Source organism: Streptomyces sp. NPDC047917, from assembly GCF_043204345.1.
Taxonomy (GTDB): domain Bacteria; phylum Actinomycetota; class Actinomycetes; order Streptomycetales; family Streptomycetaceae; genus Streptomyces; species Streptomyces sanglieri.
Genome location: NZ_JBIDCA010000002.1, coordinates 437,135 through 455,348, shown reverse-complemented (window position 1 = coordinate 455,348; position 18,214 = coordinate 437,135). Strand labels below are relative to the sequence as shown.

Annotated in this window: 18 protein-coding genes; 9 read left to right on the top strand and 9 right to left on the bottom strand. The window is 71.9% G+C overall.

The genetic code is table 11. The annotated features are described in order from the left end of the window. Window positions 1-9: 9 nt before the first annotated feature. From ACGF8B_RS05730 to ACGF8B_RS05720, 3 genes are all read right to left on the bottom strand, one after another. Window positions 10-1,434 (bottom strand): choice-of-anchor A family protein, encoded by a 1,425-nt coding sequence (locus ACGF8B_RS05730; protein WP_392735079.1) that lies wholly within the window; start codon window positions 1,432-1,434, stop codon window positions 10-12. A gap of 121 nt (window positions 1,435-1,555) precedes the next feature. After that, a complete protein-coding gene (locus tag ACGF8B_RS05725; RefSeq protein WP_392735490.1) occupies window positions 1,556-2,563 on the bottom strand; it encodes a reductase in 1,008 nt (335 codons plus the stop codon). An 86-nt stretch (window positions 2,564-2,649) separates the two neighbouring features. Then, the gene (locus ACGF8B_RS05720; protein WP_392735078.1) at window positions 2,650-3,603 is read right to left on the bottom strand and encodes a LysR family transcriptional regulator; all 954 of its coding nucleotides are present in this window, start codon (window positions 3,601-3,603) and stop codon (window positions 2,650-2,652) included. A gap of 246 nt (window positions 3,604-3,849) precedes the next feature. Here ACGF8B_RS05720 and snpA point away from each other — a divergent pair, with 246 nt between their 5' ends. Beyond that, the gene (gene snpA, locus ACGF8B_RS05715) at window positions 3,850-4,530 is read left to right on the top strand and encodes a snapalysin (RefSeq protein ID WP_392735076.1); all 681 of its coding nucleotides are present in this window, start codon (window positions 3,850-3,852) and stop codon (window positions 4,528-4,530) included. A 119-nt stretch (window positions 4,531-4,649) separates the two neighbouring features. Here snpA and ACGF8B_RS05710 read toward each other — a convergent pair whose 3' ends face one another. Further along, window positions 4,650-5,828, bottom strand: a complete 1,179-nt coding sequence (locus ACGF8B_RS05710; RefSeq protein ID WP_392735075.1) for an MFS transporter — start codon at window positions 5,826-5,828, stop codon at window positions 4,650-4,652. Between the two features lie 185 nt (window positions 5,829-6,013). Here ACGF8B_RS05710 and ACGF8B_RS05705 point away from each other — a divergent pair, with 185 nt between their 5' ends. Next, the gene (locus ACGF8B_RS05705; RefSeq protein ID WP_392735072.1) at window positions 6,014-6,730 is read left to right on the top strand and encodes a FadR/GntR family transcriptional regulator; all 717 of its coding nucleotides are present in this window, start codon (window positions 6,014-6,016) and stop codon (window positions 6,728-6,730) included. Between the two features lie 159 nt (window positions 6,731-6,889). Here ACGF8B_RS05705 and ACGF8B_RS05700 read toward each other — a convergent pair whose 3' ends face one another. The 3 genes from ACGF8B_RS05700 to ACGF8B_RS05690 all read right to left on the bottom strand — a co-directional run bounded on the left by ACGF8B_RS05700 (window position 6,890) and on the right by ACGF8B_RS05690 (window position 10,497). Then, a complete protein-coding gene (locus tag ACGF8B_RS05700; RefSeq protein WP_392735070.1) occupies window positions 6,890-7,564 on the bottom strand; it encodes a DUF6304 family protein in 675 nt (224 codons plus the stop codon). 212 nt (window positions 7,565-7,776) lie between these two features. Further along, window positions 7,777-8,820 carry a family 2 encapsulin nanocompartment cargo protein polyprenyl transferase gene (locus ACGF8B_RS05695; protein ID WP_392735488.1) on the bottom strand — a complete coding sequence of 348 codons (1,044 nt, stop codon included), beginning with the start codon at window positions 8,818-8,820 and terminating at the stop codon, window positions 7,777-7,779. A gap of 270 nt (window positions 8,821-9,090) precedes the next feature. After that, window positions 9,091-10,497 carry a family 2B encapsulin nanocompartment shell protein gene (locus ACGF8B_RS05690; protein ID WP_392735068.1) on the bottom strand — a complete coding sequence of 469 codons (1,407 nt, stop codon included), beginning with the start codon at window positions 10,495-10,497 and terminating at the stop codon, window positions 9,091-9,093. Window positions 10,498-10,677: 180 nt separating this feature from the next. Between ACGF8B_RS05690 and ACGF8B_RS05685 the strand changes: the two genes are divergently transcribed. From ACGF8B_RS05685 to ACGF8B_RS05670, 4 genes are all read left to right on the top strand, one after another. Continuing rightward, window positions 10,678-11,127, top strand: coding sequence for an Rrf2 family transcriptional regulator (locus ACGF8B_RS05685; protein WP_350980505.1), 450 nt, complete (start codon window positions 10,678-10,680; stop codon window positions 11,125-11,127). Window positions 11,128-11,234: 107 nt separating this feature from the next. Then, complete coding sequence (locus ACGF8B_RS05680) at window positions 11,235-12,431, top strand: globin domain-containing protein (protein ID WP_392735066.1); 1,197 nt, start codon at window positions 11,235-11,237, stop codon at window positions 12,429-12,431. 164 nt (window positions 12,432-12,595) lie between these two features. Continuing rightward, complete coding sequence (locus tag ACGF8B_RS05675; RefSeq protein WP_392735064.1) at window positions 12,596-13,186, top strand: N-acetylmuramoyl-L-alanine amidase; 591 nt, start codon at window positions 12,596-12,598, stop codon at window positions 13,184-13,186. A gap of 33 nt (window positions 13,187-13,219) precedes the next feature. Continuing rightward, window positions 13,220-14,137, top strand: a complete 918-nt coding sequence (locus ACGF8B_RS05670) for a 1-aminocyclopropane-1-carboxylate deaminase/D-cysteine desulfhydrase (protein ID WP_392735062.1) — start codon at window positions 13,220-13,222, stop codon at window positions 14,135-14,137. On the opposite strand, the gene ACGF8B_RS05665 is transcribed toward ACGF8B_RS05670, so the two are convergent. Further along, on the bottom strand, window positions 14,110-15,714 hold the full coding sequence (locus ACGF8B_RS05665; protein ID WP_392735060.1) for a Na+/H+ antiporter: 1,605 nt from the start codon (window positions 15,712-15,714) through the stop codon (window positions 14,110-14,112). The genes ACGF8B_RS05670 and ACGF8B_RS05665 overlap by 28 nt on opposite strands. A 57-nt stretch (window positions 15,715-15,771) precedes the next feature. Here ACGF8B_RS05665 and ACGF8B_RS05660 point away from each other — a divergent pair, with 57 nt between their 5' ends. The 3 genes from ACGF8B_RS05660 to ACGF8B_RS05650 all read left to right on the top strand — a co-directional run bounded on the left by ACGF8B_RS05660 (window position 15,772) and on the right by ACGF8B_RS05650 (window position 17,626). Then, window positions 15,772-16,032, top strand: a complete 261-nt coding sequence (locus tag ACGF8B_RS05660; protein WP_392735058.1) for a UBP-type zinc finger domain-containing protein — start codon at window positions 15,772-15,774, stop codon at window positions 16,030-16,032. Between the two features lie 230 nt (window positions 16,033-16,262). Then, window positions 16,263-16,676: an anti-sigma regulatory factor gene (locus tag ACGF8B_RS05655; protein WP_072483809.1), complete on the top strand. Its 414-nt coding sequence runs from the start codon at window positions 16,263-16,265 to the stop codon at window positions 16,674-16,676. Next, window positions 16,673-17,626 (top strand): RNA polymerase sigma factor SigF, encoded by a 954-nt coding sequence (locus ACGF8B_RS05650; RefSeq protein ID WP_392735056.1) that lies wholly within the window; start codon window positions 16,673-16,675, stop codon window positions 17,624-17,626. The genes ACGF8B_RS05655 and ACGF8B_RS05650 overlap by 4 nt, the downstream gene beginning before the upstream one ends. Before the next feature lie 94 nt (window positions 17,627-17,720). Here ACGF8B_RS05650 and ACGF8B_RS05645 read toward each other — a convergent pair whose 3' ends face one another. Continuing rightward, a complete protein-coding gene (locus tag ACGF8B_RS05645) occupies window positions 17,721-18,176 on the bottom strand; it encodes a hypothetical protein (RefSeq protein WP_342280712.1) in 456 nt (151 codons plus the stop codon). Window positions 18,177-18,214: the final 38 nt, after the last annotated feature.

The window sequence follows — 18,214 nt, the reverse complement described above, 5'->3', positions numbered from 1 at the left end:
GGGCCAAAACTAACCGCGCCGGCGGGCCCTCCGGGCCATCAGCGTGGCCGCCGCTCCGACCACGAGCAGAGTGGCGGCGATACCGCCGAGAATCCACTCACCGCCGCGCACGCCCGTGTGCGGGAGCTCCCCTCCGGGACGGGGCTTGTCCGGCCAGGTGCGGGGCGGTGTGGGCTCCGGTCCCGGCGAGTGGCCCGGAGTGGGGTCCGGCGTGCCCGTCGGAGTCGGGGTGGGGGTAGCCGGGCCCGTCGGAGTCGGAGTCGGCGTGGGCGTGTCCGTCGGGGTCGGAGTCGGCATGGGGGTCTCCGTCGGGGTCGGGGTGGGGGTCGGCGTGTCCGTCGGTGTCGGCGTCGGTGTCGGTGTCGGCTCCTCGTCGCAGGCCGGCAGGTCACCGTCGAAGGGGTATGCGTGCAGCTCCTGGCCGCCCGACTGGCCCGCCGAGGTGTGGGTCAGCGAACCGGCCGTGTAGAAACGGCCGTTGGTGCCGCTCATGTCCAGGGTGGCGGTACTGGACCGCCGGCCGATCAGCACGCTGCCCTGGAACTGCCCGGTGCCGTGCAGCCCGACCTCGGTGGCGTCCGGGAAGTTCCACAACAGGTGCTCGCGGAGTCCGGCCTGCGGCAGCGAACCCATCAGCGTGCTGATCTCGCGGCTGCTCCCGTAGACGTTGACGAGCACCGTCGCGCCGTCCGGAATCGCGTGGAACGTGATGTCCTGCTGGCCGCCCCGGGCCGAGACCAGATCGGCGTCCACGGCGAACACCTGGAGCGGCGAGGTGCCGTCACCGGTGAAGACGGTGCCGGAACCGGAGTCGACCACGGTGCCCGTGGCGGGGCGGCGGTGGTCCTGATTGTCGTCGTACGCGTAGCAGCGGCTGGCCGCGGTCAGCGCGTCACGCAGTGCCGTGTACGGGCCGGTGGCGTCCGGGTCGTGGACAGGCGCCGGGATCACCGTTCCGCCGACGGACACGGCGTACTTGACCACACCGTGGTTCGTCCCCTCCTCGGCGAGCAGCCGCTGTCCGTTCGCGACGGTCAGCGGTCCGCCCACGGTCAGGTAGTCGGAGTCGCCGGGAGGCGGCACCCGTGAACCCACGCCCGCCACGCCGACGTTGTAGATCTGCGAGGCGCCCTCGCGCTTGTTCATGTCGAACCGTCCGAGGGTGACGATCTTCCCCTCGGCCTCGGCGGCGGCCTCCCGGACCAGGAAGTCTCCGCCGACGAAGACATTGATGTTGCTGTCGTGATGAGTCACCGGCCCGTTGTTCGGATCGGGCCAGGTCGTCGGGCAGTCGCCGCCCGGACACGGGCCGAGCCCGCCGGGCAGTGGGTCGGCGAGAGCGGTGGACGCCATCGCGCCCACCATCGCCGCGGCGGCCGTCATCGCCACCGTCGCCCGGATACCGTTTCCACGCTTGCGCGCACGTGTTGCCATAAAGGGCAATATGCAGCTTTACCTACTAAATGACAGGAATGCCACGCCCGAAACACCCGGACGGCCCCGAATACGCGGGGCGGCACCGGGGCGGCGCGTCAGCGACGGCCCTGGCGGCGCGTCAGATCTCGCCCGCCAGCAGCTCCGCCTCCTTCGCCGGATCCAGGCCGACCGCGGGCCGGTCCGGCCGCTGCGGGGCCACTCCGCCCAGCTCCTCCAGCCACTTCCAGGTGTCGGCGACGGTCTCCTCGACCGGGCGGCAGCGCAGTCCGGTCGCGCACGCCCTGCTGACGTCGCCCCCGTGGATCGCCTCGTACAGCTCGCCCGGCGGCAGCCAGACCGGCAGATCGGTCCATGGCTCCACGCCGGCCGCGAGGATCTTCTCCGCGGGGGTCCAGCGCAGTTCGGCGTCGGATCCGGTGGCACGTACACAGGCGTCCAGCAGTTGCCCCATGGTGGCGTGGCCCGCCCGGCCGACCAGGTCGTACGGCCCGTGCAGACCGCTGCCGGCCGCGTCCAGCAGCCAGTTCGCGAGGTCGCGGGCGTCGATGTACTGAAGCGCCACGTCCGGTGTGCCCGGGGCGAGTACGGGTCCGCCGCGGGCGATCCGCCCCAGCCACCAGGGCAGCCTGCCGATGTTCTCCCAGGGGCCCAGGATCAGCCCCGCGCGGGCGAACAGGGCCCGGTCGCCGAAGGCGTCGAGCGCGGCCAGCTCACCGCCGCGCTTGGCCAGCGGGTACGAGACCTCCCCGCCCGCGTCGGGCGAGGCACCGGCCACCAGCCGGTCCTCCTCCGCGGCACCGGCCGGGACCGAGTGGTCGTACACGGAGCGGCTGGAGACGTACGCGTACCGGGCGGCCCGGTCCACCAGCAGACGGGCCGCGTCGCGTACGGCCGAGGGGGCACCGCTCCAGGTGTCGACCACCAGGTCCCAGGCGTACCCGCCGCCAGGGACCTCACCGGGGCCGGCCAGCGCGGCGAGACCGCCCTCGGTGGTGCGGTCGCCGAGGAGCTCCGCCGCCCCCGGCAAAGGAGCGTGCCGGCCGCGGTGGAACACCGTGACCTCCCAGCCCCGCGCCAGCGCCGCCTCGGTGACCGCACGCCCCACGAACTCCGTACCGCCCAGCATCAGAAGCCTCATGTGCCCGACTCTGCCCGCCGGGCGGCCCTCTGGGAACCGGTACTCGCTCTCGGCGGAATCGGGAACCCGGGCCTTCAGGGGGTGCGGGCGAGCGGGCTGCGGTTGCGCAGCAGCCACTGGTGGTACCCGGCCGCGCGCCGGGCCGCCTCCCGGTAGGCCGCCTCCAGCTCCTCGTACACCGTCGCCACGTCGGCGCCCGGCCGGGACACCAGCAGCAGCCGTACGGCCAGGGGGTCGTCGCGCAGCGGGCGGATCGCCATGTCGTCGCGCGGCCCGGAAGTGGGCTGGCAGGGGGCGACCGCCTCGCCGAGCACGACGAGGGAGGCGGCGGTGAGGTAGTCGCCGTGCAGGACGGTCGGCGCGAGTCCGGCCTCGCCGAACACCCGGCGCAGCCCGTCCCATTCGCCGTCCACCGTGGGGTCGACCATCCACCGGTCGCCGGCCAGATCGACCAGGTCGACGACGGGCCGGACGGCGGCCGGATGATCCCTGGCCATGGAGATGAACTGCGGTTCACGGTCCAGGAGTACGCGCTGTTCCAGACCGTCCGGGACGGCCAGCGGGCAGCCCTCGACCTCGTGGACGAAAGCGACGTCGAGCCCGCCCGTCGCGATGTCGCGCAGCAGGGCGCGGGCCGAGACGTCGACCCGCAGCGAGATGTCGGTGCCGGGCAGCCGGAGCCGCAGCCTGCGCAGCCAGCCGCCGATGACCCGGCTCGCGGTGCAGCCGATGCGCAACCGCGACCCGGAGGCCCGGACCGCGTCGGCCTCCGCCTTCGCGTCGCTGACCAGCGCGGTCATTCCGTCGACCAGGGGGCGGGCCCGGCTGAGGACGGCGCGGCCGAGCAACGTCGGGCGGCAGCCGGTCCGTTCGCGGCTGAACAGTTCGGCGCCCAGGGTGTTCTCGATCCGGCGCAGCTGGGTGGTCAGGGAGGGCTGGCTCACGCCCAGCCGACGGGCGGCTTGGTGCAGGCTGCCCGAGTCCGCGATGGCGCACAGCGCCCTGAGGTGTCTCACCTCAAGCTCCATGCGGTCGAGCGTAGGGCGGCGGACGACTGTCGCACCAGACTCCCCAATCGCATCAAAGTCCGTTAATTCACCTGGAGTTGGCGGATGCTTCGTCGGCAGTACCGAAGGTGGCGATAGGGCGGTGTTATCGCCGGTTGACATCATCCGCCACGGCTTCCGCTCCCCGACACTCTCTGCGTACCGCACCCGTCCGAGTCCGATCATCGGACGGGTTCATCGGACCGGTTACCGGCAGGAGACCCCCCCATGAAGCACCCCAGGACCGTCATGTCGGCCGTGCTCGGCCTCGGCTTCGGCCTCGCGGCCGCGCTCGGCACGGCACCCGCGATCGCCGCCTCCTCGGCCCCCGCCGCAGCACCCGCCAGCACGGCTTCCGAGGCGCGGGCGGGGTACACCGCCTACGCCGGCTCGCACGAGAACGCCGCCGCGAACAAGGCGTTCTTCGAAGCGGTCGCCAAGTCCGTTGCGGAGAAGCGGGCGGCCAACCCCGGCGCCCAGTCGGTCACCGTCGTCTACAGCACGGCCAACGCGCCGAGCTTCCGTACCCAGATATCCAACAGCGCGCAGATCTGGAACAGCTCCGTATCCACCGTCCGGCTCCAGGAGGGCTCGAACGCCGACTTCACCTACTACGAGGGCAATGACTCCAGGGGCTCGTACGCGAGCACCGACGGGCACGGCAACGGGTACATCTTCCTGGACTACGCGCAGAACCAGCAGTACGACTCGACCCGCGTCACCACGCACGAGACCGGGCACGTGCTCGGCCTTCCGGACACCTACTCCGGCCCGTGCAGCCAGCTGATGTCGGGCGGCGGCCCCGGCCCGTCCTGCACCAACCCGTACCCCGACGCGAACGAGCGCAGCCAGGTCAACTACCTGTGGCAGTACGGCTTCGCGGCCAAGCTCGCGCACAGCGCCTCCTGACCCCCACGGTCCGGAAGCACCGCGCCGAAGGGGCCACCTCGTAGGACGGGGTGGCCCTTTCGGGTCGACCTGCGGGCTGCGGGCCTTCGGTCTCCGAGGCAGCTTACGGACCAACCGGCCTACCGGCCTACCGGTTCGGTACGGGTCAGGGTCAGGCGCAGTCCGACGAACAGCTGGAGTGCGGCGAGCGCGAGCAGTACGGCCAGGGGAAGCACCCAGCCACCGGTGGCCGAGCGCAGCAGCCCGATGCCCAGGGGGCCCACCGAGGCGAGAAGATAGCCGGTGCTCTGCGAGAAGGTCGACAGCGCCGCGGTCTCCTGCGCACTCCGGCCGCTCGCCCCGATGATGGCCAGGACCAGCGGAAACGCGCCCAGCCCGAAGCCGGTCAGCACGGCCCAGAGGACGGGCATGGCCAACGGGGCGCAGAGCAGGCCGAGATATCCGGCCGCCAGCGCGACGCCGACCATGACGAACGCCGACCGCAGCCGCGCCGCCGTCCTGGTGAGCGGCATCAGGACGAAGGTCGAGGGGACGCCCACGATCAGCGCCAGCCCCAGCATGACCCCGGCCCGGTCGGGGCTCATCCCGTGGTCGGACAGGACGGTGGGCAGCCAGCCGATGACCGCGTAGCTGTTGAGGGACTGCAGGGCGAAGAACGCGGTCACCAGCAGCCCGAAGCGGGTGCGCCCGGCGCTCCACGCCGAGACCGTGCCGCGGTCCGCACGCCACGCCGCGGCCCGCCAGGAGTCCGGCCGCAGCGCCCATACGGCCAGGGCGAGCACGGCGGGCAGCGCCCAGGCCGCCAGCCCCGCCGAGGCTCCGCCCGCCAGGTCGGCGACGGGGACCGCAGCGGCAGCCGCGACGGCCGAGCCGAGCGCCATGGTGGTGGTGTACACCCCGGTCATCAGGGCGACCCGGGCAGGAAAGTGCGCCTTGACCACCGCGGGCAGCAGGACGTTGCACAGAGCCAGCCCCGCCGCACCCAGCAGGGTGCCGGCCAGCAGCGCCCCAGTCCGGGGCACCGCGCGCACGGCCAGGCCGGCGGACAGCACCACCAGCGCCAGCAGGACGGCACGCTCGGTGCCCACGCGCCGGGCCAGCATGGCGCTGGTCGCGCCGACCGCCGCGAAACACAGCGTGGGCAGCGCCGGGACCAGGGACGCGACGAGCGGCCCGAATCCCAGCTCGGCCCGGAGCTGTTCCAGCAGCGCGGACGTACTGCTGATGCCGAGCCGCAGATTGAGGGCGATCAGGACGACACCGACGGCGGTCAGCCAGGTCGCGGAGGCACGGGACATCGGTCGGGCGCCACGGGACATCGGCCGGACGGAGGCCGGACGGGGGGCGGTGTTCGGGGGACGGCGGGTGAACAGCATGGAGGAAACATAAAACGTCTGACCTTTAACGTCCAACCTTTAAGGGTTACGATTGCCTCCTGCTCGCTGTCCGGACCGGACCCGCTCTCCATCAGGAAGGACCATCCGTGGCTCTCCCCTCCGTCCGCCGTTCGGTGCTGGTCGACGACGTCATCCAGCGACTGCGCGACGAGATCACCTCGGGAAGATGGCCGGTGGGGGCCCGCATCCCGACCGAGACGGCACTCATCGAGGAGCTCGGGATCGCCCGCGGAACGCTCCGCGAGGCCACTCGCGCACTCATCCACGCGGGGCTTCTGCAGGCACGGCAGGGCGACGGCACCTATGTGCGCGCCACCAGCGAGCTGTCCGGTGCCATCCAGCGCCTCGGCAGCGAACTGGAAGAGGTCCTGGAGGTCCGCCAGGGGCTGGACGCCCAGGCCGCCCGGCTGGCCGCCGCCCGCATCACCCCTGAGGGGCTGGACGGTCTCGACGCACTGCTCGCCCGGCGCGCCACCGCCTGGCGGCAGCGCGACCGGGAGGCGTGGATCGAGGCCGATCACGGCTTCCACCAGGCGGTCGCCGCCGGTGGTGGCAACAGCCTGCTGAACGACCTCTACGCCGCCCTCGGTCCGGCCCTGCGCCGTTCCATGGCGGCCCACTGGGAGGACCCCGGCTTCGACGGCGCGGACCCCCGCGGGCACGAGGACCTCCTCGACGCACTGCGCGCCGGTGACGCCGGCCGCGCTGCCCTCAGCGCCACCTCCAACATCGACGCCACCGGTGACTGGCACGCCACCACGCCGCCCTCCCGGCCCGGAACCTCCCTGCCGGAACCGGGCTGAGCAGGGAGGACGGGGCCGAGGAGAACGCTCAGGCGTGCTGCCCGGGCGGGATGCCCCAGGCGTGCTGCCCGGGCAGTCGGCTCAGGCGTGCTACCCGGGCAGTCGGCTCAGGCGTGCTACCCGGGCAGTCGGCCCAAGCGTGCTACCCGGGCAGTCGGCTCAGGCGTGTTCCAGTGGGAAGGCGCCTCGGTGTCCGGTGCCCGCGCCGGTGTCCGGGCGGGGCTCGTACTCGCGGCAGCTCCAGATCTCCTGGACGAACCCGGTGCGCCGGTCCCACAGCTCCCGGACATCACCCTCGCCTGCCGCCCCACGGTAGGCGTCCTTGGCACCCCGGAAGCAGGCGAGGCCGCCGGACAGTCCGCGCACCGTGGCCGGGGCCGGGAAGTAGTCCGAGAAGGCGCAGGCGATGCAGGTCTGGAGACGTACGCCGGGCGGCAGCGCGCGCTGGATGGTGGCCAGCGCGGACGCGAAGTCGCTCTCGGCACGGTGGGACGCGTAGGCCGCGCCACCGAACTGCAGCTCCAGGCTGAGATGCGAATCGGGCCGGCGCAGCGACAACAGGCAGCTGAGCGTGGCCTGGTGGACGGCTCCGTCCCAGACGACCGGGAGCGGCAGGTCCCACTCCAGGACGCAGTCGCTCAGCGCCCCGTCCACCAGGACGAACCGGTCGTCGGCCGGCGGTGTGCCGACGGCCGGGGTGAGGCCGTCGAAGCTCGCGCCCTCGAAGTCGATGCCCCTTGTCCGGAGGCGTAGTTGCTGTCCATCGGTGGTGAGGACGACGGCGTCGGAACCTTGTCGGTCCCGGTACCACCCTGCCCATGACTCATCTGTCATGGGCACGGACTGTAGCCCGTGCCCCCGACAGTCGCCCGGTCGCCCTCCGTTTCCTGCCACGGGCCTTGTGACCTCGGCACCTCGTTCCCTTCTCCTCGTTCCGTTTGCCTGGCTCCGTTTGCCTGGCTCCGTTCTCCTCGTTCCGATTCCCTTCCTCCGCCCCCTCCCCCCTTCGCCGCTCCGCTCCCTTCGCCGCTCGCGGTCGCCCGTGGTCAGTGCGTGCGCCGGGTGACGAACTCCGCCAGAGTCAGGAGGTCGCCCGCCCGGCCCAGGTCGGGAACCGCCCGGGACAGGTGGTTGACGGCGCGGGCCATCCGGTCGGCCGCACAGATCTGCGCCCAGTCCCGGCCGCCGGCCCGTTCGACCGCGTCGGCGGCGCGGCTCACCTCGCCCGGGGTGTTCATCGATCCCCGGTAGAGCGCGGCGAGTTCGGCCGCGGCCGGGGTGCCGGAGGTCAGCGCGGCGACCACGGGCAGGGACTTCTTGTGGGCGACGAGATCCGCCCCGACCGGCTTCCCGGTCCGTACCGGGTCTCCCCAGATGCCGATCAGGTCGTCGATGAGCTGGAAGGCGAGTCCCGCCTCCCGGCCGAAGCCGTCCATCCCGCGGACCGCCCGCTCCTCGGCGCCCGCGTACAGCGCCCCCAGCGCGCAGGCACAGCCGAGCAGTGCGCCGGTCTTGGCGGTGGCCATGGTCAGGCACTCGTCGAGCGTGACCTCCTCCGGGCCCCGGTCCTCGAAGGCACAGTCGGCCTGCTGGCCCGCGCACAGCTCGATGATGCAGGTGGAGAGCCGCGCCGAGGCACGGGCCGAGGCGGGGTCCGGGTCCTCGGCGAGCAGTCGCTGGGCGAGAGCGAGCACGGCGTCGCCCGCGACGACCGCGTCGGGGATGCCGAAGACCGCCCAGGCCGTGGGCCGGTGACGACGGGTCCGGTCCTCGTCGATGACGTCGTCGTGCAGCAGCGTGAAGTTGTGCGCCAGCTCCACGGCGACGGCCGCCCGCACCGCCCGTACCGGATCGCCGCCCAGTGCGCGGGCGGCGGCGAGGACCAGGGCGGGCCGGATCGCCTTGCCGGCCGGCCCCGAGGACGGGCTGCCGTCGGCCTCCAGCCAGCCGAAGTGGTACATCGCGACGCGGCGGATCGAGCCCGGCAAGGACTCGACGGCGGCGCGCAGTTGAGGATCGACGAGGGCCCGGGTCTCTTCGAGAAGAACCTCGGCCTCCCGGCCCTGCGCCGAAGGGGTGTCCGGACAGATTTCCGGACAGATTTCCGGACGGGTGTCCGGACGGGTGTCCGGACGGGTGTCCGGGCAGGTGCCTGGGCGGGTGTCCAGGCGGGCACCCGGGGCGTCGGCACCCGGTGTCACGGGGGCGGCCGGGGCCTCGTCGCCCGGGGGCCGGGGTGTGGGTGGTTGGGGTGCGTGGTGGGTCTTCACTGGGGCGTCCTCCCTAGGCCGCCCCGGGCGCGGCTGCCCGGTGGCGGAGGTTGACGGGGCCCGGACATCGTCGTCCGAGCCCCCGCAGGGCTACCGCCAGCGGCTGACCTCGACGTTTTCCAGTACGCCCAGGGCGTCCGGCACGAGGATCGCCGCGGAGTAGTAGGCCGTCACCAGGTAGGAGATGATCGCCTGTTCGTCGATCCCCATGAAGCGGACCGAGAGGCTCGGCTCGATCTCGTCGGGGATGCCGGTCTGCTGGAGTCCGATGACGCCCTGCTCGGCCTCACCCGTCCTCATGCAGATGATCGACGTGGTCCGCGCGTCGGTGACCGGGATCTTGTTGCACGGGAAGATCGGCACCCCGCGCCAGGCCGGCATGTGGTGCCCGCCGATGTCGACGCTCTCCGGCGCCAGACCGCGCTTGTTGCACTCGCGGCCGAACGCGGCGATGGCCCTCGGGTGGGCGAGGAAGAGCTTCGAACCGCGGCGGCGCGAGAGCAGTTCGTCCATGTCGTCGGGGCTGGGCGCACCGTCGTGCGGCTGGATGCGCTGCCCGTAGTCGCAGTTGTTGAGCAGCCCGAACTCGCGGTGGTTGATCAGCTCGTGCTCCTGGCGCTCGCGCAGCGCCTCGACCGTGAGCCGCAACTGCTGCTCGGTCTGGTTCATCGGCTGGTTGTAGAGGTCGGCGACCCGGCTGTGGACCTTCAGCACGGTCTGGGCGACGCTCAGTTCGTACTCGCGGGGCGCCGCGTCGTAGTCCACGTACGTGTGCGGGACGACGGCCTCGCCGACATGGCCGGCGGAGAGGTCGATCGCGGCCTCGCCGTACTTGTTGGTGCGCTGGTGCGGGATTTCGAGCAGCCCGGCGAGGTGTTCGCGGAGCGAGTCCGCGCGATCGGCCAGGTTCAGCACATCGGCCCGGCTCAGCGTCAGCACCGTACAGGCGGTGACGGCACGGGCGGTGTAGTCCCAGACGGCCTCGCCGTCGACCAGCGCCCGGTCGCCGAAGTAGGCCCCGTCGGCGTGGACCCCGAGCACCGTCTCGTCCCCGTAGGGACCGGTGCCGATCTTCTCGACCTTGCCGTGCGCCAGCAGATAGACGCTGTCCGCCGCGTCCCCCGAAGCGGCCAGCACCTGTCCCGCCGCGACCTCGCGCTGCTCACACCGCCGGGCGAGCTCGCTCAATACCTCCTCGTCGCCGAAGTCCCTCAGGGCGGGGAGCTCACCGAGCTCGGCGGGAATGACCGCGACCCGGTCACCGGTCTGCACGAAGGTCACCCTGCCGTCCCCGACCGAGTAGCTCAGTCGGCGGTTCACCCGGTAGGTACCACCTTGCACCTGCACCCACGGCAGCGTCTTCAGCAGCCACCGCGAGGTGATCTCCTGCATCTGCGGTGCGGACTTGGTGGTCGTCGCGAGGTTCCGCGCCGCTGCCGTCCCCAGACTCTGCTGCGGCGGCAACGACGCGTTCTGAACCTCTTCACCAACGGACATCTGTCGTCCTCTCGATCCTTCGGCTGACCTTCGAGCAGAAGCCTTTCAGCACGGAGAGCGGTCGCACCATTACACAAAAGAGTGTGACTAATCGGCTTTGGGCTGGGCACAACGCTCAGCGATTTTTTCCGCCCGCACCTTAAGTTGCATCTTCGATGCAACTTATCTACGGTGATTGTCATGCGGCTGACGAGATTCACCGACGTGGCGCTGCGCGTACTGATGCGCCTCGCCGTCGTGGAGAACGAGGATCCGCCGACCACCCGGGAGGTGGCGGCCACCATGCAGGTGCCGTACACCCACGCCGCGAAGGTCGTCGCCAAGCTCCAGCACCTCGGACTCATCGAGGCGCGACGGGGGCGCGGCGGCGGACTCAGCCTCACCGGAGCGGGCCGCTCCGCCTCGATCGGCGGGCTCGTCCGGGAGCTCGAAGGCCCCGGCGACGTCGTCGACTGCGAGGGGACCACCCCCTGCCCCCTGCGCTCGGCCTGCCGGCTGCGCGGCGCGCTGCGCCACGCGGAGGAGGCCTTCTACGCCTCGCTCGATCCGCTCACCGTCACCGAACTCGTCGCGTCCCCCACCGGACCGCTGCTGATCGGCATCAGCAGCGGCCGCCCGGACACCGGCTGAGCCGCCGCACACCGCACACCACGCGAAGCACCACGGGCCCACCCGCCCGGCTTCGCGCTGCCCAAAAATACGAATCTGAAATACCAATTTAACCGCAAGGAGTCCCGATGCTCTCCGAGACGTCGACCGCCACCGTCCGCGCCACCCTCCCCGCCGTGGGCGCGGCCGTCGGGGACATCGCCGATCTCTTCTACCGCAAGCTCTTCGACGCCCACCCCGAGCTGCTGCGCGACCTCTTCAACCGCGGCAACCAGGCGTCCGGCGCCCAGCGGCAGGCCCTCGCGGGCTCCATCGCCGCCTTCGCCACCCAGTTGGTCGAGCACCCGGACTCCCGCCCCGACGTGATGCTCGGCCGGATCGCCCACAAGCACGCCTCGCTCGGCGTCACCCCCGCCCAGTACGAGATCGTGCACACCCATCTCTTCGCCGCCATCGCCGAGGTGCTCGGCGACGCGGTCACCCCGGAGGTCGCCGCCGCCTGGGACGAGGTCTACTGGCTGATGGCCGGCGCCCTGATCTCGATCGAGCAGCGGCTCTACGCGCAGCAGGGCGTCGTCGCCGGTGACGTGTGGCGCGACTGGGAGGTGGTCACCCGGATCGAGGAGACCGCCGACGTCGCCACCTTCCAGCTCCGCCCGGCCGACGGCGCGCCCGCGCCCGCCTTCCGGCCCGGCCAGTACGTCTCCGTACAGGTGGAACTCCCCGACGGGGCCCGGCAGATACGCCAGTACAGCCTCTCCAGCGCCCCCGGCTCGCGGCTCCGCTCGATCACCGTCAAGCGGGTGCGGGACGCCGGCTCGCCCGACGGCGAGGTCTCGCGCCACCTGCACACCGAGGTGGAGGCCGGCGACGTCGTGCGCGTCTCCGCCCCGTACGGCGACCTGGTGCTCGACTCCGCCGACGCACCGCTGCTGCTCGCCTCCGCGGGCATCGGCTGCACCCCGATGCTCTCGATGCTGGAGGACCTCGCGGCGACCGGCCACCGCGCCCCGGTCACCGTCGTGCACGGCGACCGCTCCCCCGACACCCACGCGATGCGCACCGACCACGCCCTGCTCACCGGCAAGCTCCCCGACGCCGCCGCCCACTTCTGGTACGAGGACCCCGAGCCCGGCCACCCCGCCGACCGCACCGGCCGGGTCGACCTGAGCGGCCTCACCGTCGCCCCCGGCACCCACGCCTACCTCTGCGGACCGCTGCCCTTCATGCGCTCCGTACGCACCCAGCTGCTGGCCAAGGGCGTCCCGGCGACCGACATCCACTACGAGGTGTTCGGCCCCGACATGTGGCTGGCGCAGGACTGAACCGGCAGGTGGCCGATGCGGGGCTGAATCCGGCCCCCTGCTCGCGGATGTGACCGGTTCGGATCGCACACCGCCCGAACAACCACCGAAGGCATGGCCCGGAGAGCGACATTCCGGTACAAGCGGATCAAGGCCCGTTCCCCCCACGTACGAAGGAGACGGCCATGTCCTCGCCCATGTCCGCGAGCAGGTTCCTGGAAGTCCTGATGAACGAGGGGCTCACCGTCGTCCAGGTCGGCGACTGGCGCGCCCACAACCGCAACCACAAGGGCCCCTGGGGCCCCGTCAACGGCGTGATGATCCATCACACCGTGACCAGCGGCACCGCCGCCACCGTGCGCATCTGCCGCGACGGTTACCCGGATCTGCCCGGCCCGCTCTGCCACGGCGTGATCGCCAAGGACGGCCGGGTCCACCTGGTCGGCCACGGCCGCGCCAACCACGCCGGACTCGGCGACGACGACGTACTGCGCGCCGTCGTCGCCGAGAAGCGCCTGCCGGGCGACAACGAGGCCAACACCGACGGGAACAGGCACTTCTACGGCTTCGAGTGCGAGAACCTCGGCGACGGCAAGGACCCCTGGCCCGACGCCCAGCTCGAAGCCGTCGAGAAGGCCGCCGCCGCGATCTGCCGCCACCACGACTGGAACTCCCGCTCGGTGATCGGCCACAAGGAGTGGCAGCCGGGCAAGACCGACCCGCGCGGCTTCACGATGGACTCGATGCGGGCCCGCGTCCACGACCGCCTCAAGTGACCGGCGCCGCTCCGGTGCGGCGACAATTGCGCCATGCCCTCAGAAGCACCCGACCTCTCCCGGCTGCAGCCGGTGCTGCCCTCGCCCCTGCAACCGGTGGACGACGAGCGCTTCGCCCGCCACGGCGTCCGGCTGCTGCTCAAGCGTGACGATCTGATCCACCCGGATCTGCCGGGCAACAAATGGCGCAAGCTCTCCCCCAATCTGCGGGCGGCCGCCGGGCGCACCGTGCTCACCTTCGGCGGTGCCTACTCGAACCATCTGCGGGCCACCGCCGCCGCCGGGCGGCTGCTCGGTTTCCCCACCGTCGGGGTGGTGCGCGGGGAGGAACTGGCCGACCGGCCGCTGAACCCCTCGCTCGCCCGGTGCGCCGCCGACGGGATGACCCTGCACTTCATGGACCGTGCGACCTACCGCGCGAAGGACGGTCCGGAGGTCCTGGCGGGGCTGCGACGCCTCTTCGGGGAGTGCTGTGTCGTCCCGGAGGGCGGCAGCAACGCCCTGGCCGCACAGGGGTGCGCGGAGCTGGGGCGGGAGCTGCGCGGCCGGGCCGCCACGGTCGCGGTGGCCTGCGGCACCGGGGGCACCCTCGCCGGCCTCGCGGCCGGGCTGGCCCCGGGGCAGCGCGCCCTCGGCGTCCCGGTGCTGCGCGGCGGCTTCCTGGGGGACGCGGTGCGGGGGCTCCAGGAGGAGGCCTTCGGCGGTCCGGCCGGGGCATGGTCGCTGGACGAGCGTTTCCACTTCGGCGGCTACGCCCGTACGACCCCGGCGCTGCACGCCTTCGCCGACGATTTCGAGCGGCGGCACGGCCTGCCCGTGGAGCGGCTCTACGTCGCCAAGCTGCTGTACGCGCTCACCGAACTGGCCGGGGAGGGCGCGTTCCCCGCGGGCAGCGCGGTCGCCGCGGTCGTCACGGGCAGCCCTCAGGGGGCGTCCGACTCCTCCCGGTAGGCGGCCGCCTCCTCCAGGTCGAGCCGTCTGAGCAGCGTCCGCAGCATCTCGTCGTCGATCCGCCGCTCGTCCCGCAGCGTCACAAAGACCTCCCGCTCGGCTTCGATCATCTCCCTGGCCAGGCGCCGGTAGGTGTCGTCCGCCGACTCCCCGGTCACCGGATTGGCCGCGCCCAGCCGCTCCCAGACGGCGTTGCGGCGGCGTTCCAGTACGGTGCGCAGCCGGTCGGCGAGAGGGCCCGGCAGGCGATTTCGCCGGTCGGCGAGGAGTTCCTCCAGCCGCGCCTCGGCGGCCGCCGAGGCCTCGCTCTGGGCCTGTGCCTCGGCCAGCGTCTCGGCCTTCGCGTCCCGGCCGGGGAGCTTCAGCACCCGCACCAGCAGCGGCAGGCTGAGCCCCTGCACGACCAGGGTGCCGATGACCGTGGTGAACGTCAGGAAGAGCACCAGGTTGCGGGCCGGGAAGGGGCTGCCGTCGGTCGTCAGGAACGGGATGGAGAAGGCGATGGCGAGCGAGACGACCCCACGCATCCCGGCCCAGCCGACGATCAGCGGCGCGGTCCAGTTGGTGTCCGGCTCGCGTTCCCTGATCCGGCGCGACAGCCACCGGGGCAGATACGTCGCCGGATAGACCCAGACGAAGCGGACCACGACGACGGCGAGGAACACGATCACCGCGTACCGGACCGCGTCGCCGACCGCGTACGCGCCGAGCCCCTTCAGCACGAAGGGCAGCTGGAGCCCGATCAGCGCGAAGACCGCGGACTCCAGGATGAACGCGACCATCTTCCAGACGGCCTCCTCCTGGAGCCGGGTCGCGAAGTCGACCTGCCAGGACCGGTGGCCCAGGTAGAGCGCCACCACGACCACGGCGAGCACCCCGGAGGCGTGTACGCGCTCGGCCGCCGCGTACGCCACGAAGGGGATCAGCAACGACAGCGTGTTCTGCAGCAGCGATTCCCTGAGATGGGTACGGAGCCAGTGCAGCGGCACCATCAGCGCCAGGCCGACCACCACTCCGCCGACGGCGGCCAGGAAGAACTCGCCGATCCCCGCGCCCCAGCTCATGCCCTCGCCCACGGCCGCGGCGATCGCCACCTTGTAGGCGGTGATGGCCGTGGCGTCGTTCACCAGGGACTCACCCTGAAGGATCGTCGTGACCCGGCCGGGCAGCCCGACCCGGCGCGCGATCGCCGCGGCCGTGACCGCGTCCGGCGGGGCCACGACCGCGCCGAGCACCAGCGCGGCGGTCAGCGGCAGACCGGGCACCAGCAGGTACGCAAGCCAGCCGACCGCGACGGTCGCGAACAGGACGTAGCCGATCGAGAGCAGCGCGACCGGCCGGAGGTTGGCCCGCAGATCGAGGTACGAGCTGTCGACGGCCGCCGTGTAGAGCAACGGCGGCAGCAGCAGGGGCAGCACGATGTGCGCGTCCAGGGTGTACGTGGGCACCCCCGGCAGATAGGAGGCGATCAGCCCCACCGTGACCAGCAGCAGAGGGGCCGGCACGGGGGTGCGGCGGGCGGCGCCCGCGACCGCCGCACTGGCCGCGACCAGTCCCACCAGCGGCAATACGTCCATTCCACGGTCCTCGCATCCGCAATTCACGGGCCACGTATCCGTCGTAACCTGACAATCATGAGTGACTGCCCACACGTGTCCGCACTGCCGCGCCCCGAACCGGTCCCGCTGGACGTGACCTGTCCGGGCTGTCTGGCGGCGGGCACCCACCCCGTGCAGCTGCGGCTCTGCCTGGTCTGCGGCCACGTCGGCTGCTGCGATTCGTCACCCCTCCAGCACGCCACGGAACACTTCAAGGAGACCGGTCACCCGGTGATGCGGAGCTTCGAACCGGGCGAAAGCTGGCGCTGGTGCTTCGAGGACGGTTCGATCGTCTGACGTCTGGGTACGTCAAACCGGCGCCGGTTGTTCGTAATTGACCGCCGCAGACCTCTACCCACTGTGTGTGCTCATGGGCTTACCATGAGTGACAGTCATGGGCTGGGGCTCTGGCGACACGGCATCATGGATCGCGATAGCGTCGCGGACCAGAACCGAAGACGTACCACATGGCTCCGGGGCACCCTTCCCGGATCCTCGAAAGAGTTTGTGCCACCTTGGAGGTGAGGGTGTCCCAGATCGCAGGCGAGCCCGGGAATCAGGACTTCGTAGAGGTCCGGCTGCCCGCTGCGGGTGCCTACCTGTCAGTGCTGCGTACGGCCACGGCCGGTCTCGCAGCGCGCTTGGACTTCACTCTCGACGAGATCGAGGATCTTCGCATCGCGGTCGACGAGGCCTGCGCGATCCTGCTTCAGCAGGCCGTGCCGGGCTCCGTCCTCAGCTGCGTCTTCCGGCTCGTCGAGGATTCCCTTGAGGTGACGGTGGCCGCCCCGACGACGGACGGCCGGGCACCGGAGCGCGACACCTTCGCCTGGACGGTGCTCTCCGCACTGGCCGGCAAGGTCGACTCCTCGGTGGCCGACGACCGTACGGTCAGCATCAGCCTCTACAAACAGCGCGGCGCGGGACCCGGGCCGGCGTGAGCAACGGGAACGGGGACGGTCCTGTGCGGGACGAAACGATGCGACCAGGGGTGGTGCGCGCAGCAGGCATCCCGGAACAGCAGGCCCTGCCCCATCCGGTGGACGGGGCGGACGGGCCGGTGGGCCGTACGGTCGCGGTGAAGCAGTCGCAGGCGGAGCGGGCAGGCCAGATGAGCGAGCACGGGCACCACGATCCACACGACCGCAGCGGGGCGCGGGCGCTGTTCATCGAACTGCGCGCGCTTCCCGACGGGTCACCCGAGAAGGCGGAGCTGCGCAATCGGCTGGTGCGGATGCATCTGCCGCTGGTGGAGCACCTGGCCCGCCGGTTCCGCAACCGCGGCGAGCCGCTGGACGACCTGACCCAGGTCGCCACGATCGGCCTGATCAAGTCGGTGGACCGGTTCGACCCGGACCGCGGCGTGGAGTTCTCGACGTACGCGACCCCCACGGTCGTGGGCGAGATCAAGCGCCACTTCCGAGACAAGGGCTGGGCGGTCCGGGTGCCGCGCCGGCTCCAGGAGCTGCGGCTCTCGCTGACCACGGCGACCGCCGAGCTGTCCCAGCAGCACGGCCGCTCGCCGACGGTCCACGAGCTGGCGGAGCGGCTGGGCATCTCCGAGGAAGAGGTCCTGGAGGGCCTGGAATCGGCCAATGCGTACAGCACGCTCTCGCTGGACGTGCCGGACACGGACGACGAGTCCCCCGCGGTCGCGGACACACTGGGTTCCGAGGACGAGGCGCTGGAGGGCGTCGAGTACCGGGAGTCGCTCAAGCCGCTGCTGGAGGATCTGCCGCCGCGCGAGAAGCGGATTCTGCTGCTGCGCTTCTTCGGCAACATGACCCAGTCGCAGATCGCGCAGGAGGTCGGCATCTCGCAGATGCACGTCTCGCGGCTGCTGGCCCGCACGCTGGCACAGCTGCGCGAGCGGCTGCTCGTCGAGGAGTAGCCGAGGGGCGGAGGAGTAGCCGAGGGGCGAGGGCGGTGGGCAGCGGGCGGGGCCGCTCGCGGCGCCGCCCCGTCCCCGCACCACGCCCGCAGGCTCAGCCCTCCGGCGTGGTGCCCGGCCGGCGGATGCCGAGTGCCTCGACCGTCGTCGGCCTGACCAGCTGGTAGAGCGCCGTCAGGGTCACCGCGGCGAGGACGATCCCGGCCGGGATCAGCACGCCCTGCGACCTCAGCAGCGTCCACGCCACCGGGAGCGCGATGATCTGCGTGATGAGCGCGGGGCCCCGGCTCCAGCTGCGCCGCCGCAGCAGACCGCGGGCGGCGGCCAGCGGGATCGCGGCGAGCGCGAGCAGCGTCAGCCCGCCCATCTCCGCCTGCTGGGGGCTCTCGGGGCGTCCGAGCAGACCCATCACCAGCATGTAGATCCCGCCGACGGCGAGCGCCGCCCCTTCCAGGGCGGTGAGTCCGGCAACGAGAGTGATCCTGCTCGGCTTCGCCGGTTCGAGCCTCGGCGCGGGCGACGAGTCGGGCGTGTTCTGCTGAGTACTCACCCTTGCAGGTTGGCATCCCGGCGCCACGAAAGCGAAGC

Coding starts and splice junctions, on each gene's coding strand:
- ACGF8B_RS05730 (WP_392735079.1), bottom strand. CDS start 1,434: ATGGCAACACGTGCGCGCAAGCGTGGAAACGGTATCCGGGCGACGGTG.
- ACGF8B_RS05725 (WP_392735490.1), bottom strand. CDS start 2,563: ATGCTGGGCGGTACGGAGTTCGTGGGGCGTGCGGTCACCGAGGCGGCG.
- ACGF8B_RS05720 (WP_392735078.1), bottom strand. CDS start 3,603: ATGGAGCTTGAGGTGAGACACCTCAGGGCGCTGTGCGCCATCGCGGAC.
- snpA (WP_392735076.1), top strand. CDS start 3,850: ATGAAGCACCCCAGGACCGTCATGTCGGCCGTGCTCGGCCTCGGCTTC.
- ACGF8B_RS05710 (WP_392735075.1), bottom strand. CDS start 5,828: ATGTCCCGTGCCTCCGCGACCTGGCTGACCGCCGTCGGTGTCGTCCTG.
- ACGF8B_RS05700 (WP_392735070.1), bottom strand. CDS start 7,564: ATGACAGATGAGTCATGGGCAGGGTGGTACCGGGACCGACAAGGTTCC.
- ACGF8B_RS05690 (WP_392735068.1), bottom strand. CDS start 10,497: ATGTCCGTTGGTGAAGAGGTTCAGAACGCGTCGTTGCCGCCGCAGCAG.
- ACGF8B_RS05685 (WP_350980505.1), top strand. CDS start 10,678: ATGCGGCTGACGAGATTCACCGACGTGGCGCTGCGCGTACTGATGCGC.
- ACGF8B_RS05680 (WP_392735066.1), top strand. CDS start 11,235: ATGCTCTCCGAGACGTCGACCGCCACCGTCCGCGCCACCCTCCCCGCC.
- ACGF8B_RS05675 (WP_392735064.1), top strand. CDS start 12,596: ATGTCCTCGCCCATGTCCGCGAGCAGGTTCCTGGAAGTCCTGATGAAC.
- ACGF8B_RS05670 (WP_392735062.1), top strand. CDS start 13,220: ATGCCCTCAGAAGCACCCGACCTCTCCCGGCTGCAGCCGGTGCTGCCC.
- ACGF8B_RS05665 (WP_392735060.1), bottom strand. CDS start 15,714: ATGGACGTATTGCCGCTGGTGGGACTGGTCGCGGCCAGTGCGGCGGTC.
- ACGF8B_RS05660 (WP_392735058.1), top strand. CDS start 15,772: ATGAGTGACTGCCCACACGTGTCCGCACTGCCGCGCCCCGAACCGGTC.